We start from the raw sequence: 26279 nt of genomic DNA on the forward strand, positions 1-26279 counted from the left end.
CAAAAAAATGTCAGAGCAACAATTACTTAAAACACTAGCCTTTGCTTATAACATTTAAATTTAAAATACATTCTATTATTTATTGAAAAAAAAAAGCCACTCAACCCTGAGTGGCTTTAATTATAGTACGGATATTTTTATAAATGTTCAAGAATAGATAGACATGACGCTTTCGCATCACCAAATAACATTTGGCTATTTTCTTTAAAGAACAATGGGTTTTGAACGCCCGCATACCCCGTATTCATTGAACGTTTAAATACAATTACATTACTTGCATTCCACACTTCAAGAACAGGCATGCCAGCAATTGGACTATTTGGATCATCCATTGCCGCTGGGTTTACGGTGTCATTAGCACCGATAACTAATACCACATCAGTTTTAGGGAAATCATCATTGATTTCATCCATTTCTAATACGATATCATACGGTACTTTAGCTTCAGCCAATAATACGTTCATGTGACCAGGTAAACGTCCTGCAACAGGGTGAATACCAAATCGAACCTCTATACCTTGTGCACGCAGTTTATCAGTGATCTCATGTACAGGGTATTGAGCTTGTGCAACCGCCATACCATATCCAGGAGTGATAATAACTGACTTAGCATCTTTTAGTAATTCAGCCACTTCTTCTGCTGTTGTCTCACGGTGTTCACCATATTCTTCATCTGACGCAGGTGCTGCACCATCAGAACCAAATCCTCCGGCAATAACACTCACAAAAGAGCGGTTCATCGCTTTACACATAATGTAAGAAAGGATGGCGCCCGAAGAACCAACTAATGCACCCGTTACAATCAGAAGGTCGTTTGCAAGCATGAAACCTGCTGCTGCTGCTGCCCAACCTGAGTATGAGTTAAGCATTGACACTACCACTGGCATATCTGCACCACCGATAGAGGCAACCAAGTGGTAACCAAATGCAAATGCAATCAATGTGACTAGGATCAATGCCACCATTGAGCCTTCAGCTTTCACAAACCACACTAGCAATGCAGCAGAAACAAGTAATGCTACAAGGTTAAGTTTATGGCGATGTGGCAACTGAAGTGCAGATGATGACACTAAGCCTCGTAACTTAGCAAAAGCGACCAATGAACCGGTAAAGGTAACTGCACCAATGAATACACCAAGGAATACTTCCACTAAGTGAATATTAAGCAGTGCGCCTTCTAGCGGTTGATGGTGTAAAAAAGTATTAAAACCAACCAGCACCGCTGCCATACCAACAAAGCTATGAAGCATTGCAACGAGCTCTGGCATTTCGGTCATTTCTACTTTTTTAGCGTAGAAAATACCAATTGCACCACCAATAATCATTGCCAGAATGATCCAAACTGTCGCTTGCGAATCTGGTCCAAAAATAGTGGCTACTAATGCAATCGCCATACCCGCAATACCGAAGTAATTACCTTTTCGTGCGGTTTCTTGCTTGGACAGTCCAGCAAGTGACATGATAAACAATACGGCAGCAACAATGTATGCCGCTTGTACGATTCCTGCAGACATGTATTACTCCTTATTTATCTTTACGGAACATTTCTAGCATACGTTTAGTGACGGTAAAGCCACCAAAAATATTGATACTAGCAATGAGAACAGCAACAAAAGCCAACACGGATACGATTCCGGAGCCTTGTCCTATTTGGAGTAATGCACCTACAATAATGATGCCTGAAATTGCGTTTGTTACTGACATAAGTGGTGTATGTAAAGAGTGGCTAACGTTCCATACAACGTAATAACCAACCACACATGACAATACAAATACAGTGAAGTGAGCAAGGAACTCAGGTGGCGAGTAATGACCAACCCATGCAAATAATGCAATACCTGCTGCCATCATGCCGTATTTCTTTATCGGTGACATAGGCTCAGCTTTTTTAGGCTGTACTTTCTCTACCGTTTTCGGTTTTTGCGCAACTGCAGAAACTTTAATTGGTGGCGCAGGCCATGTGACTTCACCCGCTTTAATAACAGTTAAACCACGTAAGACTTCATCATCAAAGTTAATATCAATCGTGCCGTCTTTTTCTTTACACAGTAGTTTTAATAAATTAACTAAGTTAGTGCCGTATAGTTGCGACGCTTGTGTCGGTAAACGGCCAACCATATCGGTGTAACCAATAATTTTAACGCCATTTGCAGTCGTAATAACTTTATCGGCTTCAGTGTAAGCACAGTTGCCCCCATTTGCTGCCGCTAAATCAACGATCACACTGCCCGACTTCATCGAGTCAACCATTTCTTTAGTGATCAATTTAGGTGCAGGACGACCAGGAATCAGTGCTGTTGTGATGATAATATCAACATCTTTCGCTTGCTCTGCATATAAACGCTCAGCCGCTTGGTTGAATTCATCAGACATTTCTTTAGCGTAGCCATCACCCGTCGAAGTATCTTCTTTAAAATCGACTTCGAGGAATTCTGCGCCCATTGATTCAACTTGCTCTTTCACCTCAGGGCGAACATCAAACGAGCGAACAATCGCACCTAAACTTCCTGCAGCACCAATAGCAGCAAGACCAGCAACACCAGCACCAGCAACTAACACTTTTGCGGGAGGCACTTTACCTGCCGCAGTAATTTGTCCTGTAAAGAAACGGCCAAATTCATGTGCAGCTTCAACGACAGCACGGTAACCTGCGATATTTGCCATTGAGCTTAATGCATCTAAGGCTTGCGCACGTGAAATACGTGGCACTGAATCCATCGCCATGACATTAATGTCTTTAGTGGCTAGCTTTTCTAATAATTCAGCGTTTTGCGCCGGCCAAATAAAGCTAACTAGGCTCGCACCCTCTTTTATTAAATCAAACTCATCAATGCCTGTAGCTGGATTCACCTGTGGAGCATTCACTTTTAAAATAAGATCAGCTTGCCATACGGCTTCAGTTGTTGCTAATTCAGCACCAGCAGCTTCAAAAGCGGCATCATCAAAGCTCGCTAATGCACCCGCTCCATGTTCAACAACAACGCTGAACCCCATTTTTAATAACTGCTCAACCGTTTTAGGTGTGGCAGCAACTCGCGTTTCATTCGCGAGGACCTCTTTTGGTACACCAATCTGCATTATTATTCCCTGAACATTGGCTATAGATAAATATTTTGTATCGAACCTTAAAAGCAATAGCAAGCTTTTTACAGTTAAAAACAAAAAATTCCACAAATTTCATTAATAAATAACATTATTGTCATTTTTTCATGAAATATAAGCACCTTTTCATCCATGACAAAGAGGTTAAAAAATATGTATTACATAATGTTAGTCATATTAACTAAGTCAAAAAAACAACTCAGCAAATATATCTATTAATCTTGCTTTAAACGTATTAAAAACAAAATATATTTAACAAAATAGCAGCACTTAGCTACTTATTTTTAGTGCTAAAAATAAGATACCCAGCAACAAGCACGATTGCAATGAAATATGTTGTATATGTGGATTTATTTAAACATTCGCTCACCCGTTTGATCGATAAACATTTGTGCTTTTTTTAACATAAATGTTTCAGCATCAACACGTGACGGTAAAATATCAGAACGTATAAAGTAGTGTGTCTGCATTGTGTCATTGATTTGTTTACAAATACGCCCAGCAATACGAAACTGCCCACCTTCCTTTTGAGGCTCGGGATAAATCAAATAACCATTATATTCAATGGGTTCAATTGTTGTTTCAGTTGTGGCCTTTTTACCAAATAACCAAGAAAATAATCCCATTACTACCTCATGTTAATTTATCAATCGTCGCTTTATTAATCTAAGGCTATGTTTTATCCATGATACCTCTAGCCTCAAACACACTAACTTCTATTTTTACTTATCAATATAAACTATTTTTATATCATAAAATCAATACTATATGCTTTTATCTTTATCGAACATTAGTTTCTAAATCAAGATAGTATGACACCATTATTACAGGCACAAAAAAACCAGCACATTAGCTGGTTTCTTATTTTCTCTATTCGTAAGCAAAGCAATCAAACTGCTTACCTACTTATACCATTAACCATAAAAAGTAATTAACGGTAAAGACCAATATCTTTTTGAATATGTAATGGTAAATCAGAAACATTACGTAATGTTGGCGTTGAAACTGAACGGCTAAATAGAATATCACGAGCGTGGACGAGTAGGCCTTTCAACGTCAATGAATACGTTTTTTGATCATTCATTACTGCTGTTGGAATAGAATCGAAATCAAATACCTGTGCCATACTGCCTCTTCGGATTAGCCGTTATCAATGGGATTGGCAGCATAATAACGTAATGCTAAAGCGCTTTAACAATGACATTATTTAGTAATTAGGATTAGATAATCTAATCTAAAATACTAAAAACAAATAGATACCACCAGCACAGAATATCTCACTAAAAAAGCTAAAATACGCCATATTAACAGTGATTAATGCGGTTTTTTAACTCATAAAATAATAACTAATAAGGGTCAATTCTCACGGTTATCACATGGAATAAATACCGTTAAATTTTCACTTGGTTTATCAAACGTGCACTGCTGTTTTGCAAAGGCTTCAAATGCATCAGCCATTGTGACATTAAGGGCTTGAGGCTCTGTTACATAATCAAGCAAGGGAGCATATCCTTCTTTACCTGCCGCGGTATACCCTGATGACACAGAGGTATAAACAGCATCATCATCAACCGCCAACCATTGCCCATTAGTGTAATATTCTAAGCTTTCAATCCGTTGACCGCTTGGCGCACCACAACGATACACATAACGTAAATCTGCCACATAAGGAAAACTACCGTCACCCGTTCCTTCAATGTCATTATTAGTCGCATTATCAATCGCACCTTCAAGCGCTTGACGAATACGTAACCCACGTACGCTATACATCATAATCCCAATCGCAAAGGGTAATAATCGTCCCGCTACATCAGCAGGCGTTATCTCTCCTGGATTAAATGAACACCTTACGCCACCAGCATTATGAATACCGAAATCAACATGATGACCAAGCTCTCTCGCTTGCCAAACAAAACTTTTTACCACCCAAGGCGCAATATCACTCGGGCCTTTTGCATCCGGAACTCTAATATGACGAAGAGGTTCATTAATAGACGCGATTTTATCCGTTTGTAATGCGCGCACAGCAGGACGGTAATGTTGATTTAGAATGTCTTCTATGCGTGGATCTTTTACCACAAACCGAATATTGGGCTGATTTAATAAATAATCACGAACTTTATTATGGTTATCATGATCTAAATGTTGAGTCCGCCCTGCATCAATCGTAAATTTACGTCCAAGTAGGAGTTGATTACACCCGGTCGCACTTTCTACACGACCATCAGCACTAAACGCGATGGTTAATTGACCAAGAGCTAACGCATTACAACCAGCTTGAACAACGCAAGTATTATTAACCATGAAGGCATAAGTATCTGTTTTACCATATCCAACATTAGTAAAATCGCCTTGCATCGTATGAGAATGACCGCCAATAATGGCACCAATACCCTCAACCTCTTGGGCTAATGATAAATCACGGTCGTAGCCTAAATGACTTAACACAATAATTTTATTAATGCCTTTTTCTTTAAGCAATGCAATTGTATTTTTAGTCACCGTTGCTACATTACAAAAAGATGTATCAGGATCAGGATTCGCTATTCCCGCCATATTTTCAATCGCTAAACCCAAAATAGCCACGGGCTCACCATGCACATTCTTTATCAAATAATGCGCTGATTGTGTCGCATTATCATAAGCATAAACATTGTCTTTATTACGCAGAGGATTACGCTTTGTTTGATCTTCTTGCGATAAATCCCAATTGCCAGCTAATAATGGAAACGCCGTATGATCAAGAAAATCAGCAACAATGTCATTGCCCATATCAAGTTCATGATTACCTAATGCCATTGCCTCAACACCAATAGCATTGAGCAAAACTGCATTAGCCATACCTTTATAAAGCGAAAAATACAATGTGCCTTGAAAACAATCACCCGCATGTAAGAACATAAATTCACGTTGATGAAGTAATGCTTCACGCTTAATTTCAGTCACCGCAGAACAAAGACGTGAAAAACCGCCACAACTGGCATAAACCGATGTCTCTGAATTTAATACATCAGGTGAAAGTGATAAGGAAATCGCAGAAGGCTCAAAATTAGAGTGTGTATCATTAATATGAGCAAAAGTGATTGTTGCTGCGTGATTAACAGTCATAATAATTTCAGTTCCTCCAGAACCATCGGTATTACCTAACGACTGATTTATAACGCTCACAGCATTACAAAAATAAAGTTCGTCACTAAATAAGAAACCAAATTACATACAATGACATAAATATGAGATCTTTATCAAAATATACCATCTTTTCAGGAAAAACACTGAGTGAATAGCCTCTTAACACAATAGTGCTCATTTTTATTCACTCAATGAAGATAACATTCTCAATTATTACAGGTAGCGACCATGGCGTTGTAGAAATTCAATTTTGTAACCGTCAGGATCTTGAACAAAGAAAAATTTAGCCAATAAAACACCATCTCGAAAAAATTCTTTAATTTCTGCAGGATTGTAAGCTAATGCCACCAAGTTTTGATGCTCAGCTTCAAGATCATCCACAGCAACGGCAATGTGACCATAACCTGTACCATGTGTATAAGGTTCCGTTGTCCCCTCATTCCATGTTAATTCAAGTTCCATGTCATTTTCATCATTGCGTAGATACACCAAACTAAAACCATCAAAATCTAGTCGTTGTGCAATATCTAAGTTTAATGCTTTTTTATAGAACTCTAGTGATGCGTCAAGATCAATAACACGAATCATAGAGTGAATAATTTTAGCCATCTGATCGTCCTTTATAATTGTTTTCGTTAAAAATTCATGCGGACTATAGTATCTTTTTTAATTTGAACATTGTATCAATAATGTGAGCAAAACGATCCCTTTCTAATAATCTCTGCGCTATGTTGTAAAGAAAGAAGAAGGAAAAATCATGCATTTAGAACGTATTGAAATCGCGGGTTTTCGAGGTATCAAACGATTGTCACTGTCATTTGATGAATTAACCGTTCTTATCGGAGAAAATGCATGGGGGAAATCATCACTGCTGGATGCGTTAAGCTTGGCCTTATGCCCAAGTGCTGAATTTTACGAAATGAAGTTCTCTGACTTCCATATTGATCATGCTATGGGCCATGAGCGTACATCTTCCCTACAGATAGTTCTTCGTTGGCATGAAGATTATCAAGGTGAATACCGTGCTCGACGTTATCGTGCTTTTGATCCTTTCTGGAATGAACAACATCATTTAAAACATCTTTATGTTCAGATCGATAGTCACATCAAAAACGATAAAATTATCACTCACCGTCATTTTTTACATACTGATGGTCATATTATTCAACATCCAGATACCGATAAGTTTTTACGTCAATTAATGGTCTTGCATCCAATCGTAAGAATTCGTGACGCGCGCCAATTAGAATATGGTAATACCTCTACAATTCCTACACACAATGCTACCACTGTACCACCAGCAAAAAATCGAGAATCCGAACGTATTCAACGCCGGCTTGATAATACATGCCGCCGTTTAATGACACAGCCTGGGCATGTGAGCGCGGCTGAAATAAAAAGTAGTATTAACACATTACGTTCATTAGTTGATCACTACTTTGCCTTTGCACCACATACCCGTACAAAAGTCGAGCCTCATACTTACTATCCATTAGAAAATCAATATGACGATCAATGTCTCAATCCGTTTGATCAACTTGTACAACCTAGAATGACCAAACAAGCGAAATTAATTTTAATGGGCCTACTTAACGCTTATATTCGTGCCCGCGGTCCCGTTGATCTAAAACGTATATCGCGCCCAATCATGATCTTAGAAGATCCTGAAGGACGATTGCACCCTATCATGCTCCATCAAGCGTGGGCATTTATACAAAATATGCCGATGCAAAAAGTATTAACAACCAATAGTCCTGAACTATTAAGTGTCGTTCCACTAACAGCCATTAAACGTCTACAGCGAACACCACAAAAAACGGTGGTGCATGGCGTAAATAATGGTGAACTTAATAAAGATGATATTCGTAAAGTCACCTTTCATGTCCGTATGCATCGCCCGAGTGCGTTTTATGCACGCGTCTGGCTTCTTGTTGAAGGAGAGACGGAAGTATGGCTCTTTAATGAAATGGCACACCTCACTGGACATAACCTTGTCGCTGAAGGTATTCATGTGATTGAGTTTGCTCAAAGCGGGCTAAAACCACTGATTAAGCTTGCTCGTTTATTAGGGATTGAATGGCATCTTGTCGCTGATGGCGATCCTGCAGGACGAAAGTATGCCGATAAAGTGAGAGCATTATTGAATAATGACAGCGAACGCGAGCGTTTAACCGTGCTCCCCGCGAAAGACATTGAACATTTCCTCTTTAAAAAAGGTTACGAGCCCTTATTTCGCCAACTTGCTAATATTTCAGATAATGACCAAATACCCATTCGAAAAATCATTTATCGCGCCTTAAAAAAACATGCCAAGCCTGATGTCGCTTTAGCTATCGTACAATATACTCGTGAGTCAGATTCAGACAAAATGCCATTATTAATTCGTTGGGTGTTAAAAAGAGTAATAATAATGGCAAGAGGTATAGTTTGAATGAATGAATACACTTATATTAAATGAATATATATAAGTTATTTAATGATAGATCACGAAATAAATATAATTATAAATAAATAGCATTCCTATTATTCATAATAATTAGTATAGTATGTTTCATAAAGGGATTTTAATTATTAATTTTATCTATACCATTAGGAATATAATGTGTCAGCTGAATTAATTACAGCATATCGTTCATTTAACAAAATACTGAAACGTTTACCGGTAGATAAATCACTGGCAGACATGCTATCTCAAGTCATTGAACTAACAGAAGAAACATTTAATAGTCGTCAAACATCGATCTTTCTTTATGATGATAATGAAAAAAAATTCACCCCATTTATAAATAAAGACAGCCATTCAATCTGTAATGAACGTTTTATGGTTAATCCGGCTCAAATACATTTTGAACACATCTGTGCAAAAAATAAACTTATTATATCCGAAAACATAACTAACGCTAATGAATACCGTGAATATTACAGCCTTAAGACTATTAATAACTTTAATTTTTGTTACGGCCAACCTATTTTATCATCACAAAATAAAATTTTAGGTATTATATATTCTCATTGTCCTCATCATTCTTCAATGACAGATAATGAATGTGAATTGCTTGATATGGCAGCAACCGTTTGTTCTATCTCAATAGAGAAAAACATAAAAGAACAAGAGCTTGATTATCTAGCTTCATATGATTTTTTGACTAACATTTGGAACCGTCGTGCGTTTTATCATCAAATAAATCAAGCTATTATCAATATAAAACGGAAAAATGAATACCTTATTATTTTCTATCTTGATATCAACAAATTCAAGATGATCAATGATAAATATGGGCATCATTTTGGTGATCGCATTCTAAAGAAATATGCTTCTAAGCTACGGAAAATCAGTAATGATACAACCGGTGTGGCTCGTTTAGGGGGCGATGAATTTATTGTTTACAGTGAAGTAAGCACTCTGGTCGATGCCAACATAAAAAAAAGAGAGGTTTTATCTAAATTACAACAAATAGAAATAGATGGTGTTTCTATTACGGCATCTATTGGTTCATATTGTATTCATTCAAAAAATATAAATAACACTAACATTGACAGTCTAATTCATAATGCAGATATGTCTATGTATAGCAACAAACATTTATCACGGCCATGTTAACTCATTCATCTATCATATTTAAAAGTACCACCAGAGCCGTATTATTTTATTGTCTCTCTTTTCGTTTTTATAAAATAAGGGGGTTATTATTTTTGAAAAAACAATGTCACAGAACCGACAGTGATCCCCCATTTTTTCATTTTAGCCACATTAAACAGCTGATTATTATCTTGATAGAACATCCAATCTTCAAAGTTAATATGGTATGTCGTGCCGTCAATATCCATCGCTAATACATATTGCCAATGTAAAGCATTCCCTTTCTCATAACCAACGGCTTCACCGACAACATCATCAGCAGTACCAATATACTGACCATTGGCTTGTTTCGTAATCGTCCATACCCGTTGTTGGGTTTCTTTATCATCAAAAACAAAATCCTCAGTAAGCACCAGTTTATTGCCAGTAATCACACCATTGAGTTCAACACTAAATCGGCGTACTTGCTGCCCTTTATAATCTTGCACCATTCCCCAGGCTTGACTCCGTCCTTCAAAGAACTGAAATAAATTAAACTTAGGTTCAGCATGTTCGTAATCTTCAATCGAGGCAGTACACCCGTTGAGTAACAATGCTAATACGCATCCAAGTAACCACTGTAAGGTGATGTATGAGGTCTGATAAATAGAATGAGAAGCCATAATCTGTTCCTCTTAACTTGCTATAGTCAATAATCAGTGTATATAACCTAGGCTTACTGACCAATGAGCTGCAAGCGTAACTTAGGGTATGCAGTGTCGGTTGATAACCAAATTCCAATAAAAGCGTTACTTAATGCTGTAGACAGTGGTTTACCGAGCGGTTTTCCTGCTTGATAAAAACGGCCCTCGGTCGCATTTTTTACAAACACTAACCTATCGCCCTGTTTTACGTTCGGCCATTGTTGCGCTAACTGATTAAGCCATTGCTGTCGTTGTTGTGACGAAATACCTAAATGTTGCCATTGCTTATCTGTTGCAATAAGAAGATCTTCTTTATCAATATCGCGTAAATAACGAATAATCAGAGCCAAATTTGGATCACTTGCAACATATTTACCCGATGGGGTTTTAAGTTGGGCGATATATATCTGCCACCAGCCCCATTTGAGTGTTGATTCCCCCACCGTCGGCCATGTATACCATGCTGAAGCCTGCACTGATGAGCAGAAAAAAGTCGTCATCAACAGTAATGCCATTAAAGAACTTTTCATACTGATCCTCTTTTGCTCATTCGCCGTAATAACCACAGTAAATAACCACTATAGATGCTCCAGACAAGTGCAATACCGATAAACGTAACAAGTTCACCATAAGGCCATATCACCGCACCTAATGTTAATCCCGTCCAATAACTGACAGCGCCACCAAGACTACCGCCAATAATCACGCCCCATAGTGGTAACCTTTGAACTTGCTCACGCATAATCCACACCATTGAGGTAAACCCTAGCCATAATAAGATTAGCCATAACGGTATAAAATAGCCAAAAGGTGCAAACAACGGATCAGTAGGCAAAGGAAATTGCATCACTCCTAATTGAAACAGAATGTAATCGCCACCAATACCAATAACACTTGCCAATAACGCGTAAGGAAAACAGCGACGATAGAATAACCAACAACCAATCAGTAGTGACATCAATAGCGTCACATACTGGTATTGCCCCCATACGGCGAGTAACCAAAACAGATTAAACCCAAGGCCTATCGCAAGATATTTCATTATTCACGCCACTGAGGACGACTAGCAACTAACTGAATGGTACTGATACTGCGTTCCAGAAATCCCCCTTCGCAATAACAGAAATAGTAGCGCCACATACGCATAAACCGTTCGTCATAACCGTAGTGGTGTAAGACTTCACTGTTTTTATTAAACATGACATGCCAATCAGCTAATGTTTTCGCGTAATCTAAACCAATATCTTTAATATCACGTGTTACAAAATCACTGTGTGATGTTAATTGTGACTGTAATACACTAATTGATGGCAGGAACCCACCGGGAAAGATATGTTTTTGAATAAAATCAACATCTTTGCTATAGCTTTTATAACGTTGATCAGCAATGGTTATGGCTTGAATAGCAAACAAACCATTAGGTTTAAGTAATGATTGGCATTTCTTAATATACGTGGATAAGTACTGCTTACCGACGGCTTCAATCATTTCAATTGACACTAATTTGTCATATTGACCCGTTAAATCACGGTAGTCTTCCAATAATAAAGTGATCTTATGCTCAAGACCTGCTTGTTTAACTTTCTCTTGCGCCCATTGGTATTGTTCCTTAGAAATGGTCGTAGTAGTGACATGGCAACCATAATGCTGCGCCGCATAAATTGCCATTCCCCCCCAACCCGTGCCTATCTCTAAGAGATGATCATGCTCTGTCAGCCGTAGTTGATCACATAATCTTGCCATTTTATTAATTTGAGCCTGAGCAAGCGTATCTGATGCAGTTAAATACACACCCGCGGAATATAGCATTCTGTCATCAAGAAAATGTCGATATAAATCATTACCTAAATCGTAGTGCGCCGAAATGTTATCTTTCGCATTATCTTGACTGTTTCTGCGTGAAAAATGGTGAAATTGTTTAATTAACCGAGTTATCCAACCAACTTTAGCTTCTATTTTATCTAGCGTCGTCATATTGCGAGCCAGAATACGCACCACATTGGTTAAATCAGGACTATCCCACCAACCATCAATATACGCCTCACCAGCGCCAATACTGCCATCAGTTAATAAACGTTTATAGAAATGAGGGTGTATGACTGTAATACTCGATTGCAAACTTGCTTGCTTATCGCCAAAGAAATGGGTATCTCCGCCTTGTTCTGACAATGTTAACCCAACATCTGATAGCTGACGTAATATCGTAAAAATTAATCGACGTGACCGATCATGATTAAATAAACCTGTTGATGTTGCCGGCTCTAACTCACTTCTAAGCATAGTTTATTCCCTTACTATTCATTGTCATGATGAGGATGATCATAAATTGGTGCCCCTTTACGCCACAATTTAAAGGCTTGCCAATATATCCCTACCACTACTTTAATCGTCATCATTGGTGTAACGAACAAATGCCGTAGTAAAATTGCAGTCGTAAATGGCTGCTTTTGCATCGCTAATGTGGCATCAAAGACTTTTGTTGGAACCTCAACGTTATGATTGCTATTTTCATCAAATCTTTTTTCACCCTCCCGATGAAAGCTATCTTTTTTAGAATGTACCTCCAAGTGAATCTTGACAATGCTATCAGGGATGGACAACTGCCAAACATAATCTTGATCCATAGGATTAAACGGGGAGACATGAAACGCTTTGTCATCAATAAAATGCTTTTGTTGCCAATATTGCTTGGCGGGGATCGCATAATAATGACGTTGATTCCAAGGTGTATTACTCACTTCAGCGAGAACATATTGCCAACATCCTTGTTGGTCAAAAACGTAATACATATTCAATGGACTAAAATACAATCCACCATAACGTAGATGACATAACATGCTGACCTTGCCACTGATACGTTCACCCGTCAGTTCAAAAATTTTATTCTCAACTGACAAGTTAATATTTTCAGCACCACCAATATAGTCTTGACGACGAAAACGAGCAAAATGAAACCATGATCGCCCAAAACACGTTACCCTGTCACATAATGTATCAATTTCATCAACGTCGAGATACACCATAAACATTGAATAGCGAAAACGGTGCAATACGGGTGTAAAGCGTCGATGCCTAACATGGCCACTATAAATGCCACTATTGATAATAGGCACAACCTTACTCATACGCATTTACACCATCAGCATGTGTTATTGCCTCAATAACATCTAACGCACTTTTAACGCCATCTTCATGAAATCCGTTATACCAATAAGCACCACAGAACCATGTATTATCTAGACCATTAATCAAATGCCGTTGTTGTTGCGCTTTAATACTACTGAGATTAAACACCGGATGAGCATAAGTAAATTGGCGTAATATCTTACTGGGATCGATAGCTTGCGTTTGATTTAACGTGACACAAAATGTTTCAGGAGCATCAATACCTTGTAGAATATTCATATTATAAGTTAAGGCAGGAAGCTGGTGGAGTGACCCATTATCCGTTAATGGTAAATGATAATTCCATGAGGCCCATGCAGCTTTCGCATCAGGTAAAATGCTGGCATCTGTGTGTAAGACAACATCATTATCTTGATACGCCATGGCTGATAACACCTGTTGTTCATTTACGGTACTATCAGCTAACAGCGCTAATGCTTGATCGCTATGGCATGCAAAAATAACATGATCAAAAACGTCCACACTGTTATTAACGGTGATGTGAATTTGCTCATTAATACGACTCACCTGCTGTACAGGAGAATTTAATCGAACGCAGGGGCCAATTTCTAACAATATTCGTTGCACATATTCACGTGAGCCACCAGGAATGACATACCACTGTGGACGATTAACAATATCAAGTAAGCCATGATTTAAAAAAAAACGCAGAAAAAAACCTAATGGTATATTGCGCATATCGGCCAATGATGATGACCAAATTGCAGCGCCCATCGGTAAAATATAATTCTCCGTAAAATAATCACTCAAACCATGCTGTTGTAAAAAATCACCTAACGTTTGCTGTTGCTCAATATCTTCATAAGCCGTTTGTTTTGCCAAGCGATTAAATTTAGTGATTTCATATAAGAAGTGAAAAAACTGTGGTTTAAATAGATTCTTTTTCTGAGCAAACAGTGAACTCAACCCATGACCATTATATTCCAAGCCATTATTTTCATTATGAACACTAAAACTCATTTCACTGGCTTGTCTTTCAATATCAAGCTCTGTTAATAACTGTTCAAAATTAGGGTATGTACGATCGTTAAAAACAATAAACCCCGTATCAATGGCGTATCGACCACTCGCAACCTCAACATCTACTGTTGCTGTATGCCCACCAGCATAATCATTGGCTTCAAATAGCGTAATACTATGTTGATGGCGTAAATACCATGCTGAAGTTAACCCTGAAATCCCGGATCCTATAATTGCTATTTTCATGACGCATTCCTTGTCATCCGTTGAATAATAATTCGCTGTAAAGCAACAGGAAATAAAGCAATCGCTTTCAGTAATAAGGTGAATTTTATCGGAAAATGTATTTCTGCTTGTTGCTTCTCAATACCTTGACGTATCTTAAGGGATGCATATTCACAGCTAACAATCATCGGCATTGGAAAGTCATTTTTATTGGTAAGTGGTGTTGCAACAAATCCTGGGTTAACCAAAGTAACCGTCTTAACCTTGTCTTTTAAATCTATCGCTAATCCATTAGCTAAGTAAGATAGAGCTGCTTTTGAAGCGCCATAAGCTTCAGCACGGGGTAAAGCGGTATAAGCGGCAGATGAACTAATAAAGACCAAATGTGTTGTAGCGGTAAATCGAGATTGCATTGCATCTAAACAGTGAATAATGCCAAAAAAATTGACCTCAAATACACGCTTAAATACATCACTCTCAATCACACCATTATCGATATATTCACAAGTGCCAGCATTTAAAATAATGTAATCAGGTAATGTTTCAATTTCGGCTAAAACTTGCCTTGTTTGCTCAAGATTGGTGACATCAAAAACTAACGGGGTTATTTTTCCTATCGAGGTTGCATCAAGGTTAGTGACTAATTGTTCAAGTCGTCGTTGATTTTGACCACAAGCATAAACATGCCAACCACTATTCGCATAATCTGTTGCTAACTGCTGACCAATGCCTGAGCTTGCACCGGTAATAAGTACCTGTTTCATTGGCCTAACCTCGTTTTAATAGACGTAATGACATAACCAATAACAGGTAGCCCTTCATATAGCATCGCCCCTAAATCAAAAAAATCACGATGATAAATGATCTGTTGCTGTTTAATGGTTAGCTGAGTACAACCGTCTAAGGTGCGTTGCTTCCCTTGCTGTAACTTTGGATGAGAAAAAATCATTGTCCATTGTAAAAACGCACAATCGCCATCAACAACCGCTTGATTTATAGTAAAATTACAATAATTAATATTACTGTAAAGCGTGGTAAAATAATGCTGCAATGCGTCAATACCAACAACATGGTGGGCAGGATCTTCAAATACAATCTCTGAGTGATAGACATCATTGAGCAGTAATAAATTGTCTTTATTAAGCTGACAATAAACCTCAATAAACCTATTAATTACTGTGTTATTGGTTGTAACCATAATAATGTCCTTATTATTATTCTATTTATGCCTCACGCTGGTTGTCATACTCAGTTTTAGCTTGCTTATAACTCTCAATCGCTAACAACCGCATTTGTTTATGATCAACAATCGGCAACGGATAATTCACACAACCAAAACCAGACCATAATGATGGTGCATGGATATATTTATCAGGAACGGATTCAAGTTCGGGGAGCCATTGGCGAATAAACTCCCCTTTGGGATCAAACCGTTCACTTTGCGTGGTGGGATTAAAGACTCGAAAATACGGTTGAGCATCAGTTCCCGTTGATGCAGCCCATTGCCAGCCGCCATTATTTGAGGCTAATTCACCATCAATCAGCTGCTGCATAAACCACTGTTCACCAATGCGCCAATCACACAACATATCTTTAGTTAAAAAGCTTGCGGTGATCATCCGTAATCGATTATGCATCCAACCTGTTGTTGCCAGTTGTCGCATTGCTGCATCCACCAGCGGAAATCCGGTTTGTCCTTGTTGCCAAGCATGAACATGATCGCTATTTTCTAACCATTGCACATTATCTGTATATAACTGAAAAGGTTGGTTTTTACTTAAACGTTCATCACTATCAAGCAAGTGATTGTAAAACTCACGCCACACCACTTCACTTAACCAGACAAAAGCACCGTTATCTTTATTTATTTCAACACATTGCGGTAAAGTTTGTAGTAAAGAAGCTAAACACTGACGGGCAGACAAAGCACCAATGGCCAAATAAGGAGATAAACAACTGGTACCATCAATGGCAGGAAAGTCACGTTGTTGCTGATAATATTCAGCTTTAGTTTCACAAAACATCTGTAATCGTTGTTGAATAGTTCCTTCATCAACCGGCCATAAGACACTGTCTTGTTTGAGGTAATTAAAGGTTTGAAGATTACAGTTAGCGTCAATATTGCCCGCAAGAAGATCAGCACATTGCGCACTAGGGGTTACGATGTCACTATTAGTAACGGGCTGATAATTATGCATTAAAAACTGTGTTAACCATGCGTTTCGGTATGGTGTAAAAACCTTATACATTTGTTGTTGTTTCGTAACCACGCTACCTGGAGGTAAGACACAAAAATCATCACTGCAATACCACTGTTTATTTTGCATTAATAAAGCATGCTCTACCGCACGATCTCGTTGTTTTTCATTCCAACCATACTGGCGATTACAATACACTGCATTAATTTGGTATTGCTGACACAAGTTAAGAATAATGTCAGTTGCCGCAGAAAAATCATCCCCTTCAAGGATTAATAATGGAATATTGATATCATTAAACTGTTGCTTAACAACTTGCAATCTGCGCTCAATTAAATCAATTTGCCGTCCTGAAACATAATGTTGATACCACTGCATTGGGGTTGCAATATAAACTGCAATAATAGGTAAACCAGACGCTATGGCCCGATTTAAAGCGGTGTTATCCGTAACTCGTAAATCAGCCCGCAGCCATACTAATGCATGACCCGTTATTGTTGATAATTGAGGCTCAGTATTCATTCTATTATCCCTATGGCATGTACTATTACAGTCCGTGAATTATTTTTATACTGCCAACAAAATACAGCTTCACGCCTGTTTCTTGTTGCACCATGTCAATATCAGCCAGTTGACGTCGACTGAGTTTAGTCTCGCCCACGATCACAAGATTAACGATATTACGTTCACGTATACACGCAGAGAGACCCGTTAATCGTCCTGATAAATTTGGCATAATAGTGACACCGTCACCTTTATAGCACCATGCTAGCCCTTGTTGCCAAATCTTATAACTGTTGCATTTATCAAAACTAATCAATAAGCACGTTAGTTTCTTTTCATTGTTTATTTTGGTAATAACATTAATAAAACAGACAGTTAAAACAGATATCCACAAACTTTTTTGTATTGAATATAAAGGATTATCTTGATGCTCAATAACAGCACTCACCTCGGGTAATAAGCGCTGTTGAATCACCTCATAGGGATAAATTTTTAACGCTTCATTAATTAAACGTTCTAATTTAAACCCATTTAATGCTTGTACTGCGGCAATAATATCGTCCGTAATGTCTAATACTTGCTGTCGCTCTAATATTGGATCAGCATCGCCAGCTAACAAGGGTTTCACTTTTCCAATAGAAACCCCTTTAGCTAACCAATTAAGGATCAATTTAATTTTACTTATATCGCTTTCAGTGTATAAACGGTGACCTTGAGAGGTACGTTGAGGGACCAAAAGACCATAACGACGTTGCCATGCTCTTAATGTTACAGCGTTAACCCCTGTAACATCAGAAACCTCACTGATTGTAAATAATTTAGTATCTTCAGTAAGATCACCCATAAAACCTCTTAAAAATAATTACAACTATCACTAATACCTACTGATTTTACAATGCATAACGTAACTTCAAACTTTCAGGATAAAGATCTAAATATGCTTGATCAGCGAGATAACTATCAGGATAAACCGTTAGGTGGTGGTTAATCAGAGTTAATGGTGCAATTAATGGTAAAAGCCCTTCTCTATAGCGCATAATGACATCACGCAATTCGGCTTTTTGAGGTTTATCAAGATCACGCTTAAAATACCCCTGAATATGCATTAATACATTGGTGTTATTTTTACGGCTAGCTCTATTTTTTAATGCATCCATTAAGCGTTGGCGGTATTCAACAAAGAAAGCATTCAAGTCATCCCACTTATGAATATCAGAAACAAAAGGGCCTAATACGCGATAAGATTGTGGATCATGCGCCATCAAACACAATTTATAGCGAGAATGAAATTTAATAATATTATCGCGTGTTATTCCCCCTGCAATAGAACGGTATAAATCATCAAGCGCATAAATACGGAAGATGAAATTTTCACGTAATACAGGGTCTTGTAAGCGACCATCTTCTTCAATCGGTAACCACGGCATTTTATCCATCAACCGCTGGGTAAAAATACCGACGGCTCCCCCTGGGATTGAATTACCATTATCTAGATATAATTTCACTCGCTCCATACCACAGGTTGGTGATTTAGCACAAACAATATAACCGCATAAATCGTTAAAGCTGGGGATTTGATTATCTGCAAATGCAACCATATCATCTGTATAATCAAGGGTATGATCTTTAGTACCAACCAAAGCAATACGATCACCGTTATCTTGTAAACGAATCGTAGGTCGTGGAACGGTCATTCCAATACCAACCTCTGGACACACTGGCTTAAAGTCAAAATATTCACTCAATTCTTCGTCAGCAAAACGGTTACGCTTATGCCCACCATCAAAACGTACTTTTTGTCCCAATACACAAGCACTAATACCAACAGGAATTCCCATATTGCCTCCAAACCAGTACAACAAAGTTGTACAAATGTTAAAAGTTGTATAGTTAATGTAGCCAAAATAAATTGGTTGTACAACTTTTTTTGTTGTACAACTAAATGACAAAAGTATTAGTAAACAATAACTCTAAATTACAGCCATAAAAAAACGACCATCAGGCCGTTTCATCATGTATTGTTTTTTACTCATTGGCTAAAGACGAATCCCCTCAACATTTAACTCTAATTCAACTATCGTAGACGCGGGACCTAAATCTGTTTCAATATTATAATCTTTCAACGCAATCATTGTTGTACCAACAAAACCTCGGCGATAGCCGCCCCATGGATCATTACCAGCACCAATATTCTTAACATCAATCGTGACAGGTTTTGTCACTCCATTTAAGGTTAAATCTCCTATCATAGTAGCTTTACCATTACCGAGGTCTTTAAAAGAACGACTGACAAAATTCGCCTGAGGAAACTTATCTACATTTAAAAAATCTTTGCTACGCAGATGCTTATCACGCTCTGCATGGTTTGAATCTACACTTGCTGTTTCAATATTGACTGTCACTTTTGATGCTTCAGGTTGATTTTCATCATAACTAAACTGGCCATCAAATGTATTAAAGCGCCCCACTAACCAGCTGTATCCTAGATGCTGAATTCGAAATTGAATAGAAGCGTGAGAGCCAGAAGTATCTATTTTATAATCGTCAGCTAAAGCGACAGAAGATACACATGCCGCGGCCAATAATGTTACAGAAATCAAAGAGGTTAAAAGGCATTTTTTCATCATAATCTCCATTTATGTTGTGATATGTCTAATCAAATAAATCCATTATTGTTAAGCTTTACCTAGCATGCGCTTTAATGTGTCATCTTTATCTAAAAAGTGATGTTTTATCGCACCAATAGCATGCAATAGTGTTAAACCGATCAGTATACAAGCACCATACCAATGAATAGTACCAGTGATATCTTCTTGATTTTTAATGTTTGTTAACGTTGCAGGCATATCAAATAAACCGAAAATACTAATAGCACGTCCATCTGCGGTTGAAATCAGATACCCACTAAGCATCACTATCATTAACACACCATACAGTGCCCAGTGTGTGTATTTTGCAAGCCATTTCTCCCATTTTGCATGGGTTGAAATAGCCACAGGTGAAGCCGTTAACATTCTAAATATCAGCCTAATCCCTACAAAAAATAGTAAGATCAAACCAATACTCTTATGTGTGTCTGGTGCTGTTTTATACCAAGCATGATAATAATTTAATTCAACCATCCACCAGCCAAGAGCAAATAACCCCATTACGGTTAATGCAACGAGCCAATGAAGCCATATAATAACGGGATGCCAGTTCTTATGCGGTCCACTTTTCACGACTATCTACTCTCTCCAAATCAAAATTCTAAATACGCGATCAAATCCTTGCTTAAATAATAACCAAATTAAACCGTTCTATGCGTTTTTTATCGTTATTTTTATTTGAGTAAAAAAAAACGATCATCAAGATCGCTTTAATTTACTACATAGAAACTCACTAATATTATCTTTGCTCTAAAGGATATGAACGATAACTCCACATTCCATAAACACGTAAAGCATCACGATAGATCCCTAACAACTCACCATCAGTTGGAACTTTAAGTTCTTCTAATGGACGATCGTTAGCAGCATAGGTATCAAATAAAATCCCTTTAGGGCCCGTTTGCCAGCTCGCCACTTCAAATAAAGCTTGTCCTCGACGAACATGACTTGCAGAACTAATAATTGTTGCATGATCAATATCATGACGAGCTAAGGCATAACTGCTGTATAGTGCGTTTTCCACCGTACTTCTCGCGTAATTATCTTCAATAATACGAGATTTTTTTATCCCATTTTTTACCAGCCAATCAGCCATCAACTTACCTTCAGTCTTGTGATTCTTAGGTACGCCACCAGTCACTATGATGTAAGTATTAGGATCGCTTTTCGCCATCGCGAGCGTTGCATTTAATCTATCAATTAAGATTTCATTCATACTACCATCAGGATTTAAAGCATAACCCAAAGTAATAATGGCATTATTGCCTTTCGCTGGTTTTTTAATTTTATTACTTAATGGCGTCGCAACGATTCTATCAATGGTAGACATGATTTTTTTCAAATCAGCAACACGCCCATTATTTAGCTGTTCTAACGCATTTAAATGTTTGGTTACTTCGCTTTTATTACCTTTAAAATTTTGCCAAATAACAAGATATGAATGCGCATCAACATCATCAGGTGCTACATCTAATATTTGAGTAAACAGTTCAATAGCCCGGTCAACATTACTGTTATAAATCTGAGCATTAGCCGCAGAAAATAATAAATCAACACGATAAGGTTCAAGTTTATAAGCATCAAGTAAATTGTTCGTGATCATCTCTACATTGCTTGGCATTTTTGCCGTAAAGCCAGCATGAGAAATACGGGCTGGATTTTTAAATATTTGGTAAGCATCATTCAGTAATTGATCAACCACCTGACGTTGAGAGGTCATTTCGGTGAAATTAGTCTGTGGTTGAACCGCATCTAATGCAGCCATGCTTGGCGCTGAATAAAAAGAGCTAGAAAGGATAGCGACCAAAGAAAGAGTTAAGAATGTGCGTTTCATAATAAATCCAACAGTAAAACAAAAAACATATTTTATGTTCTATAAGGTTGCTTTTTTGTGCATAACATCGTGTTTCTTTTGTCTATTTTATATATCTTTACAAAGTATGAACCAACATCAACATTACGCCATATAATTAAAATATAGACTAAACAACGTCATTTAATCACATTCAATATTAAGCTTTAACTTAAACAGCCATAAAAAAAGCGACCATCAGGTCGCTTATTATCAATGCGAATATATATTACGGAAACGTTATGCCCAGCGTTCTGCTTGCCACTCTGCTTGTTGTTCTTCATTTAAGAACGTCCATGCAACAACACGCGAGATTTTCTGACCTTGTGACATTTCAATGGTTTTCACTTGGAATGCGCTTACTTTTTCAAGTTGCTTATAAAGCACACCAAGGTTTTCTTTCTTAGAAACAAGTGTTGTAAACCAGAAACATTGTGTCGCTTTGGTTGCACTTTGGTTGATCATCTTTTTAATAAAACCAACTTCGCCACCTGTACACCACAATTCAGCCTTTTGACCACCAAAGTTAAGCACTGGCGTTGTTGACTCAGATTTCGCATTAAATGCCGAAAGCTTATTACTACGACCATGGGCTTGACGCTTTTTATTTGAGTTAGTCGCAAGGTTACGTACTTTGCGCTCAGATCCAGCCATCGCTTCCGCTTCTGAACCGTGGAACGGTGGATTACACATTGTAAAATCAAATACTTCTTCATCGTTGATCATATCAGTAAAGATATTATCAACATTATCTTGAAGACGGATCTGAATAGCGCCCTTTAAGCTCTTATTATTTGCCGCAATAAATTTAGCTGACTTAACGGCTAACTTATCAATTTCAGAACCAACAAACTGCCAACCATACACACGATGGCCAATAATAGGATAAACACAGTTTGCGCCGATACCGATATCTAAACCGCGAACACCTTTACCTTGTGGTACGGCACCACCATTAGATTGTGCCAATAAATCGGCAATGTAATGAATATAATCAGCACGACCAGGGATCGGTGGGCACAAAAAGCCCGCAGGAATATCCCAGTAGTCAACATGATAAAAATGCTTTAATAACGCTTTATTCAATGTTTTTACTGCGAGAGGATCAGAGAAATTTACGGAAAGATCGCCATAAGCATTTTCACTAACATATTGTGCTAACTCAGGCGTTGCTTGAGTTAATGTCGCAAAGTCATAACGCGCACGGTGTGGGTTACGTGGATGTAGGCCTTGTTTAGGCTGTGCGGCTTTCTTTTGGGTCATCTTTGCTACTCGCAGGAATCAAATATAATTAAGCGGTGCATTGTACATGTTAAAGCTCAATAGCCTTAGTATATTAATGATCAAATGCACAAAAAAAACACAAACATATATACAACACCTTTTGTTATTAATAGGATTAACATTACCATTAACCTATTGATAACAAATACAACCCTTTAATTCAAATTAACAATAACTAAGATTATAACTATTATTAAATACGTATACTTAACAATCACCTGTTTGCTAGGAATGATGCTATGACAATGACGACTCCATCATCTCAGCTATATTACTCATATTTACACGCCTTATTATTCATATCAGCTATGGGTATTTTGACACTATTATCTTCACCAAAAATACAAGCTGAAGAATCAATTAATGATAAAACATTACTCGTGGGTACTTATTCTTGCCCACCTTTTGTTATGATTGATAAACCTGATGATTATCAAGGGCTAACGTTTTTATTATGGGACAATATAGCAACCAATCTTAATTTAAAATACCGTGTTAAAGAGCTACCACTCAAGGAATTATTAGAAGCCGTTGCCAGTGGCAAACTCGATGTCGGTTTATCTTGTATCTCTATTACGCCAGAGCGTGAAGAGTTATTGGATTTCTCTCACTCTTTTTATGAAACTAATCTAGCCATAGCTGTAAAACAAAAAAGCCACTGGGAAACATTCACTGGCATTATTTTTAATAAAAAACTATTGCAGATATTAGCCATTGTTGCGATTGCCGCTTCAACCGTAGGTGGTATTTATTATTTACTTGAACACCGTGTAAATGACAAACTTTATTCAATGCAATCACGTTCAGCACGGTTAGTCGAAGGATTTATACTTGGGTTATTATTTATCACTAAGGGCCCGTTTAATTATTACGAATTTAAAACATTAACCGGACGTGTGGTCACAGTATTACTTGCCGTTTTTACTACCCTATTTATTGCTAGTATTACAGCCGTGCTCGCAAGTTCATTTACGTTAGGCTTAATCAATAATGATATTAAAGGCCCAAATGATTTAGATAATGTTCTAACAGGAGCAAAAAAATCATCTACCTCATCAGAATTCTTAACTAACCATAGTATTATTCACAAAACCTATCCAACCGTATCTGACATGTTAAGCGCGCTAAATAATGGTGAAGTGAATGCCATTGTTTATGATGATGCTATTTTAAGATATCAAATTAAAAAAGCGCAAAGCAAAGGAGTATTTGAACAATTACAAGTACTTCCATACCAATTTGAGAAACAAAATTACGGAATCGTACTCGGTGAAAATAGCCCTTATGATGAAGAAATTAATCGAGAGCTACTACAATTTAGAAAAAGTAATCAATGGAAAAAAACGTTGATCGAATATTTTAAGATCAAATAATACGACATATAGTTATTTAAACAGTAACAACAAAAAGGAGTACTAATGTACTCCTTGTTTTATCTATAACAAATTAGAGACACACTTAACGCCGTTTAAATAAGCGTCCAAGTTGGCTTAATGTTGATGGATGATAAGACCAACAATGATCAAACAATTCTAATAACTCAGGATTGCCATATTTCGATAAATTCACAGCATGAAAACGGTTTTTCTGCTGCTTTAACTTCTGAACTCGCGATTGCATTACTTCAGGTTGGCTTGGTGCAATAAAGTCAGATAATACGACTAAATCAGCGTTTTTATATTTACCCGCCGCCATCAAATCAATTGATTGATCAAGTACTGGTCCTAAATCTGTACCACCATGAAAGGAATACGATAAAAAGTTAACTACTTCATGTAAACCATCTTGTTTTGTCAGTTCGTAAGTGATCTGTTGTGTTGAAAACATAATGACAAAGCAATCACGCTCTTCAACAAGGGCTATTTGCATCAAACCATAAGCCAATGCTTTAGCGCAGTTTTCTGGATAACCCGACATCGAACCTGATGCATCAATGCAAACAATAAAAGGACCTTTAGGTTGATCAACCTGCTTGGTTTGTCGTTTAAAAGCTTTTACTTTTCGCAGCTTACGTTGAGTCCCCTGCATGCGATAATTCATTAACCGTTTATCCGCTAAGTGCTTATAAAAAATCACTTCAAGCTCAGGGTAAGCTAAAAACATCGCTTCATTCGGTAATAGCTTGGTCAAATCATCACTTTCATGGATGCCAACAATATCATCGGTGACATTGTCACTTATTTCTTCCACCAGCTTCATTTGTTCTGATTTCACCCGTTCTTTATTAGGATCATCAACTTCACTGGCCATACGACCTAATTTTTCAGCTATTTCTTGAAGGCCATTATTCTTTTTTAAGAATGCAGCAATTTTCTTCATCACATCAACATCAGTTTTAGTCAGCTTCGCTTGTGCCATATCCCACAAACGTCCAGCTTTACTGACATCACCAGCATCGGTTACTGTCGCCATTTTTTTCATGGTTTCAATACGTTGATACAAATCTTTTAATAACTGATCTTTTTGCTCTTCAACTTCAGACTCTTGCGCTTCTCGCAATGCATGAGCTAAATAGTCATACCATTTATCACAAAAGAAACGTTGAAACATGGGGTTATGTTTACTTTTTTCTGTTGCAAGTAAGCTTTTCGCTTTGAAATAAAAAGCGGATTGCCCTTCTAATTGCTTAACAATTTGCTCTGAGTGGGCAAAAAAATACTCTTTATTCCATGTGCAGACTTGTTGGTATAAATTAATCTCATCACTGAATTGTTCGACAACCGTGCCTTTAGCAGTTTTTCGAATCATTTGGCCACGCCACTTCATGATCTGATTTTTCATCGCCGTTTTGACACCAGGGCTTGCCTCTGCTGCCATAAGAAGTTGTGGCCTAACCATAACTTCATGGACAGCAGTATCAATAATACCTGACTCTGCAAGCATCAAAGCAAAATTTAACCCTTCAGATACTGGCATAAGCATCTATCC

The 26279-nt window shown here is 37.6% G+C and carries 25 protein-coding genes; 3 read left to right on the plus strand and 22 right to left on the minus strand.

Annotated elements, in window-relative coordinates:
* Window positions 1-137: 137 nt before the first annotated feature.
* From pntB to C9I86_RS02770, 6 genes are all read right to left on the minus strand, one after another.
* Window positions 138-1514: a Re/Si-specific NAD(P)(+) transhydrogenase subunit beta gene (gene pntB, locus C9I86_RS02745; protein ID WP_107275553.1), complete on the minus strand. Its 1377-nt coding sequence runs from the start codon at window positions 1512-1514 to the stop codon at window positions 138-140.
* Window positions 1515-1524: 10 nt separating this feature from the next.
* Window positions 1525-3078, minus strand: coding sequence for a Re/Si-specific NAD(P)(+) transhydrogenase subunit alpha (locus C9I86_RS02750; protein ID WP_080155972.1), 1554 nt, complete (start codon window positions 3076-3078; stop codon window positions 1525-1527).
* A 374-nt stretch (window positions 3079-3452) separates the two neighbouring features.
* On the minus strand, window positions 3453-3728 hold the full coding sequence (locus C9I86_RS02755; RefSeq protein WP_107275554.1) for an HlyU family transcriptional regulator: 276 nt from the start codon (window positions 3726-3728) through the stop codon (window positions 3453-3455).
* A gap of 305 nt (window positions 3729-4033) precedes the next feature.
* A complete protein-coding gene (locus C9I86_RS02760; RefSeq protein ID WP_080155974.1) occupies window positions 4034-4228 on the minus strand; it encodes a hypothetical protein in 195 nt (64 codons plus the stop codon).
* A gap of 230 nt (window positions 4229-4458) precedes the next feature.
* Window positions 4459-6210 carry a bifunctional UDP-sugar hydrolase/5'-nucleotidase gene (locus tag C9I86_RS02765; RefSeq protein WP_107275555.1) on the minus strand — a complete coding sequence of 584 codons (1752 nt, stop codon included), beginning with the start codon at window positions 6208-6210 and terminating at the stop codon, window positions 4459-4461.
* A 234-nt stretch (window positions 6211-6444) separates the two neighbouring features.
* Window positions 6445-6840, minus strand: coding sequence for a VOC family protein (locus tag C9I86_RS02770; protein ID WP_080155976.1), 396 nt, complete (start codon window positions 6838-6840; stop codon window positions 6445-6447).
* A gap of 148 nt (window positions 6841-6988) precedes the next feature.
* Between C9I86_RS02770 and C9I86_RS02775 the strand changes: the two genes are divergently transcribed.
* Window positions 6989-8662 (plus strand): DUF2813 domain-containing protein, encoded by a 1674-nt coding sequence (locus tag C9I86_RS02775; protein WP_107275556.1) that lies wholly within the window; start codon window positions 6989-6991, stop codon window positions 8660-8662.
* A gap of 171 nt (window positions 8663-8833) precedes the next feature.
* Window positions 8834-9832, plus strand: coding sequence for a sensor domain-containing diguanylate cyclase (locus C9I86_RS02780; protein ID WP_107275557.1), 999 nt, complete (start codon window positions 8834-8836; stop codon window positions 9830-9832).
* A gap of 86 nt (window positions 9833-9918) precedes the next feature.
* Here the strand turns inward: C9I86_RS02780 and C9I86_RS02785 are convergent, their stop codons facing one another.
* From C9I86_RS02785 to rlmF, 15 genes are all read right to left on the minus strand, one after another.
* Complete coding sequence (locus C9I86_RS02785; RefSeq protein ID WP_080155979.1) at window positions 9919-10473, minus strand: DUF3833 domain-containing protein; 555 nt, start codon at window positions 10471-10473, stop codon at window positions 9919-9921.
* Between the two features lie 53 nt (window positions 10474-10526).
* Entirely contained in the window at window positions 10527-11024 is a 498-nt protein-coding gene (locus C9I86_RS02790; protein WP_235865767.1) for a hypothetical protein, read from the minus strand.
* Entirely contained in the window at window positions 11021-11536 is a 516-nt protein-coding gene (locus C9I86_RS02795; RefSeq protein ID WP_107275558.1) for a DUF2878 family protein, read from the minus strand. Before C9I86_RS02795 ends, C9I86_RS02790 begins: the two co-directional genes overlap by 4 nt.
* Entirely contained in the window at window positions 11536-12774 is a 1239-nt protein-coding gene (locus C9I86_RS02800; RefSeq protein ID WP_107275559.1) for a cyclopropane-fatty-acyl-phospholipid synthase family protein, read from the minus strand. The genes C9I86_RS02795 and C9I86_RS02800 overlap by 1 nt, the downstream gene beginning before the upstream one ends.
* 14 nt (window positions 12775-12788) lie before the next feature.
* Window positions 12789-13619 carry a DUF1365 domain-containing protein gene (locus C9I86_RS02805; RefSeq protein WP_107275560.1) on the minus strand — a complete coding sequence of 277 codons (831 nt, stop codon included), beginning with the start codon at window positions 13617-13619 and terminating at the stop codon, window positions 12789-12791.
* Window positions 13612-14886 (minus strand): NAD(P)/FAD-dependent oxidoreductase, encoded by a 1275-nt coding sequence (locus C9I86_RS02810; protein ID WP_107275561.1) that lies wholly within the window; start codon window positions 14884-14886, stop codon window positions 13612-13614. Before C9I86_RS02810 ends, C9I86_RS02805 begins: the two co-directional genes overlap by 8 nt.
* Window positions 14883-15629 (minus strand): SDR family NAD(P)-dependent oxidoreductase, encoded by a 747-nt coding sequence (locus C9I86_RS02815; protein WP_080155984.1) that lies wholly within the window; start codon window positions 15627-15629, stop codon window positions 14883-14885. Before C9I86_RS02815 ends, C9I86_RS02810 begins: the two co-directional genes overlap by 4 nt.
* Window positions 15626-16063, minus strand: coding sequence for a nuclear transport factor 2 family protein (locus C9I86_RS02820; protein WP_080155985.1), 438 nt, complete (start codon window positions 16061-16063; stop codon window positions 15626-15628). Before C9I86_RS02820 ends, C9I86_RS02815 begins: the two co-directional genes overlap by 4 nt.
* A 25-nt stretch (window positions 16064-16088) precedes the next feature.
* Entirely contained in the window at window positions 16089-17585 is a 1497-nt protein-coding gene (phrB, locus tag C9I86_RS02825) for a deoxyribodipyrimidine photo-lyase (protein ID WP_107275562.1), read from the minus strand.
* A 25-nt stretch (window positions 17586-17610) separates the two neighbouring features.
* Entirely contained in the window at window positions 17611-18411 is an 801-nt protein-coding gene (locus C9I86_RS02830) for a MerR family transcriptional regulator (protein WP_107275563.1), read from the minus strand.
* 46 nt (window positions 18412-18457) lie between these two features.
* Window positions 18458-19405, minus strand: a complete 948-nt coding sequence (locus C9I86_RS02835) for a 2-thiouracil desulfurase family protein (protein ID WP_107275564.1) — start codon at window positions 19403-19405, stop codon at window positions 18458-18460.
* Between the two features lie 198 nt (window positions 19406-19603).
* Window positions 19604-20191, minus strand: a complete 588-nt coding sequence (locus C9I86_RS02840) for a YceI family protein (RefSeq protein ID WP_080155989.1) — start codon at window positions 20189-20191, stop codon at window positions 19604-19606.
* Between the two features lie 51 nt (window positions 20192-20242).
* Window positions 20243-20788 carry a cytochrome b gene (locus C9I86_RS02845; RefSeq protein ID WP_107275565.1) on the minus strand — a complete coding sequence of 182 codons (546 nt, stop codon included), beginning with the start codon at window positions 20786-20788 and terminating at the stop codon, window positions 20243-20245.
* 166 nt (window positions 20789-20954) lie between these two features.
* Window positions 20955-22049, minus strand: a complete 1095-nt coding sequence (locus C9I86_RS02850) for a YdcF family protein (RefSeq protein ID WP_107275566.1) — start codon at window positions 22047-22049, stop codon at window positions 20955-20957.
* A 258-nt stretch (window positions 22050-22307) separates the two neighbouring features.
* Window positions 22308-23330 (minus strand): 23S rRNA (adenine(1618)-N(6))-methyltransferase RlmF, encoded by a 1023-nt coding sequence (gene rlmF / locus C9I86_RS02855; RefSeq protein WP_107275567.1) that lies wholly within the window; start codon window positions 23328-23330, stop codon window positions 22308-22310.
* A 260-nt stretch (window positions 23331-23590) separates the two neighbouring features.
* Here rlmF and C9I86_RS02860 point away from each other — a divergent pair, with 260 nt between their 5' ends.
* Window positions 23591-24724 carry a transporter substrate-binding domain-containing protein gene (locus C9I86_RS02860; protein ID WP_107275568.1) on the plus strand — a complete coding sequence of 378 codons (1134 nt, stop codon included), beginning with the start codon at window positions 23591-23593 and terminating at the stop codon, window positions 24722-24724.
* Window positions 24725-24809: 85 nt separating this feature from the next.
* Here C9I86_RS02860 and viaA read toward each other — a convergent pair whose 3' ends face one another.
* Window positions 24810-26267 carry an ATPase RavA stimulator ViaA gene (viaA, locus tag C9I86_RS02865; RefSeq protein ID WP_080155993.1) on the minus strand — a complete coding sequence of 486 codons (1458 nt, stop codon included), beginning with the start codon at window positions 26265-26267 and terminating at the stop codon, window positions 24810-24812.
* Window positions 26268-26279: the final 12 nt, after the last annotated feature.

This window comes from Photobacterium sp. NCIMB 13483 (genome assembly GCF_003025475.1).
Lineage (GTDB): Bacteria > Pseudomonadota > Gammaproteobacteria > Enterobacterales > Vibrionaceae > Photobacterium > Photobacterium piscicola.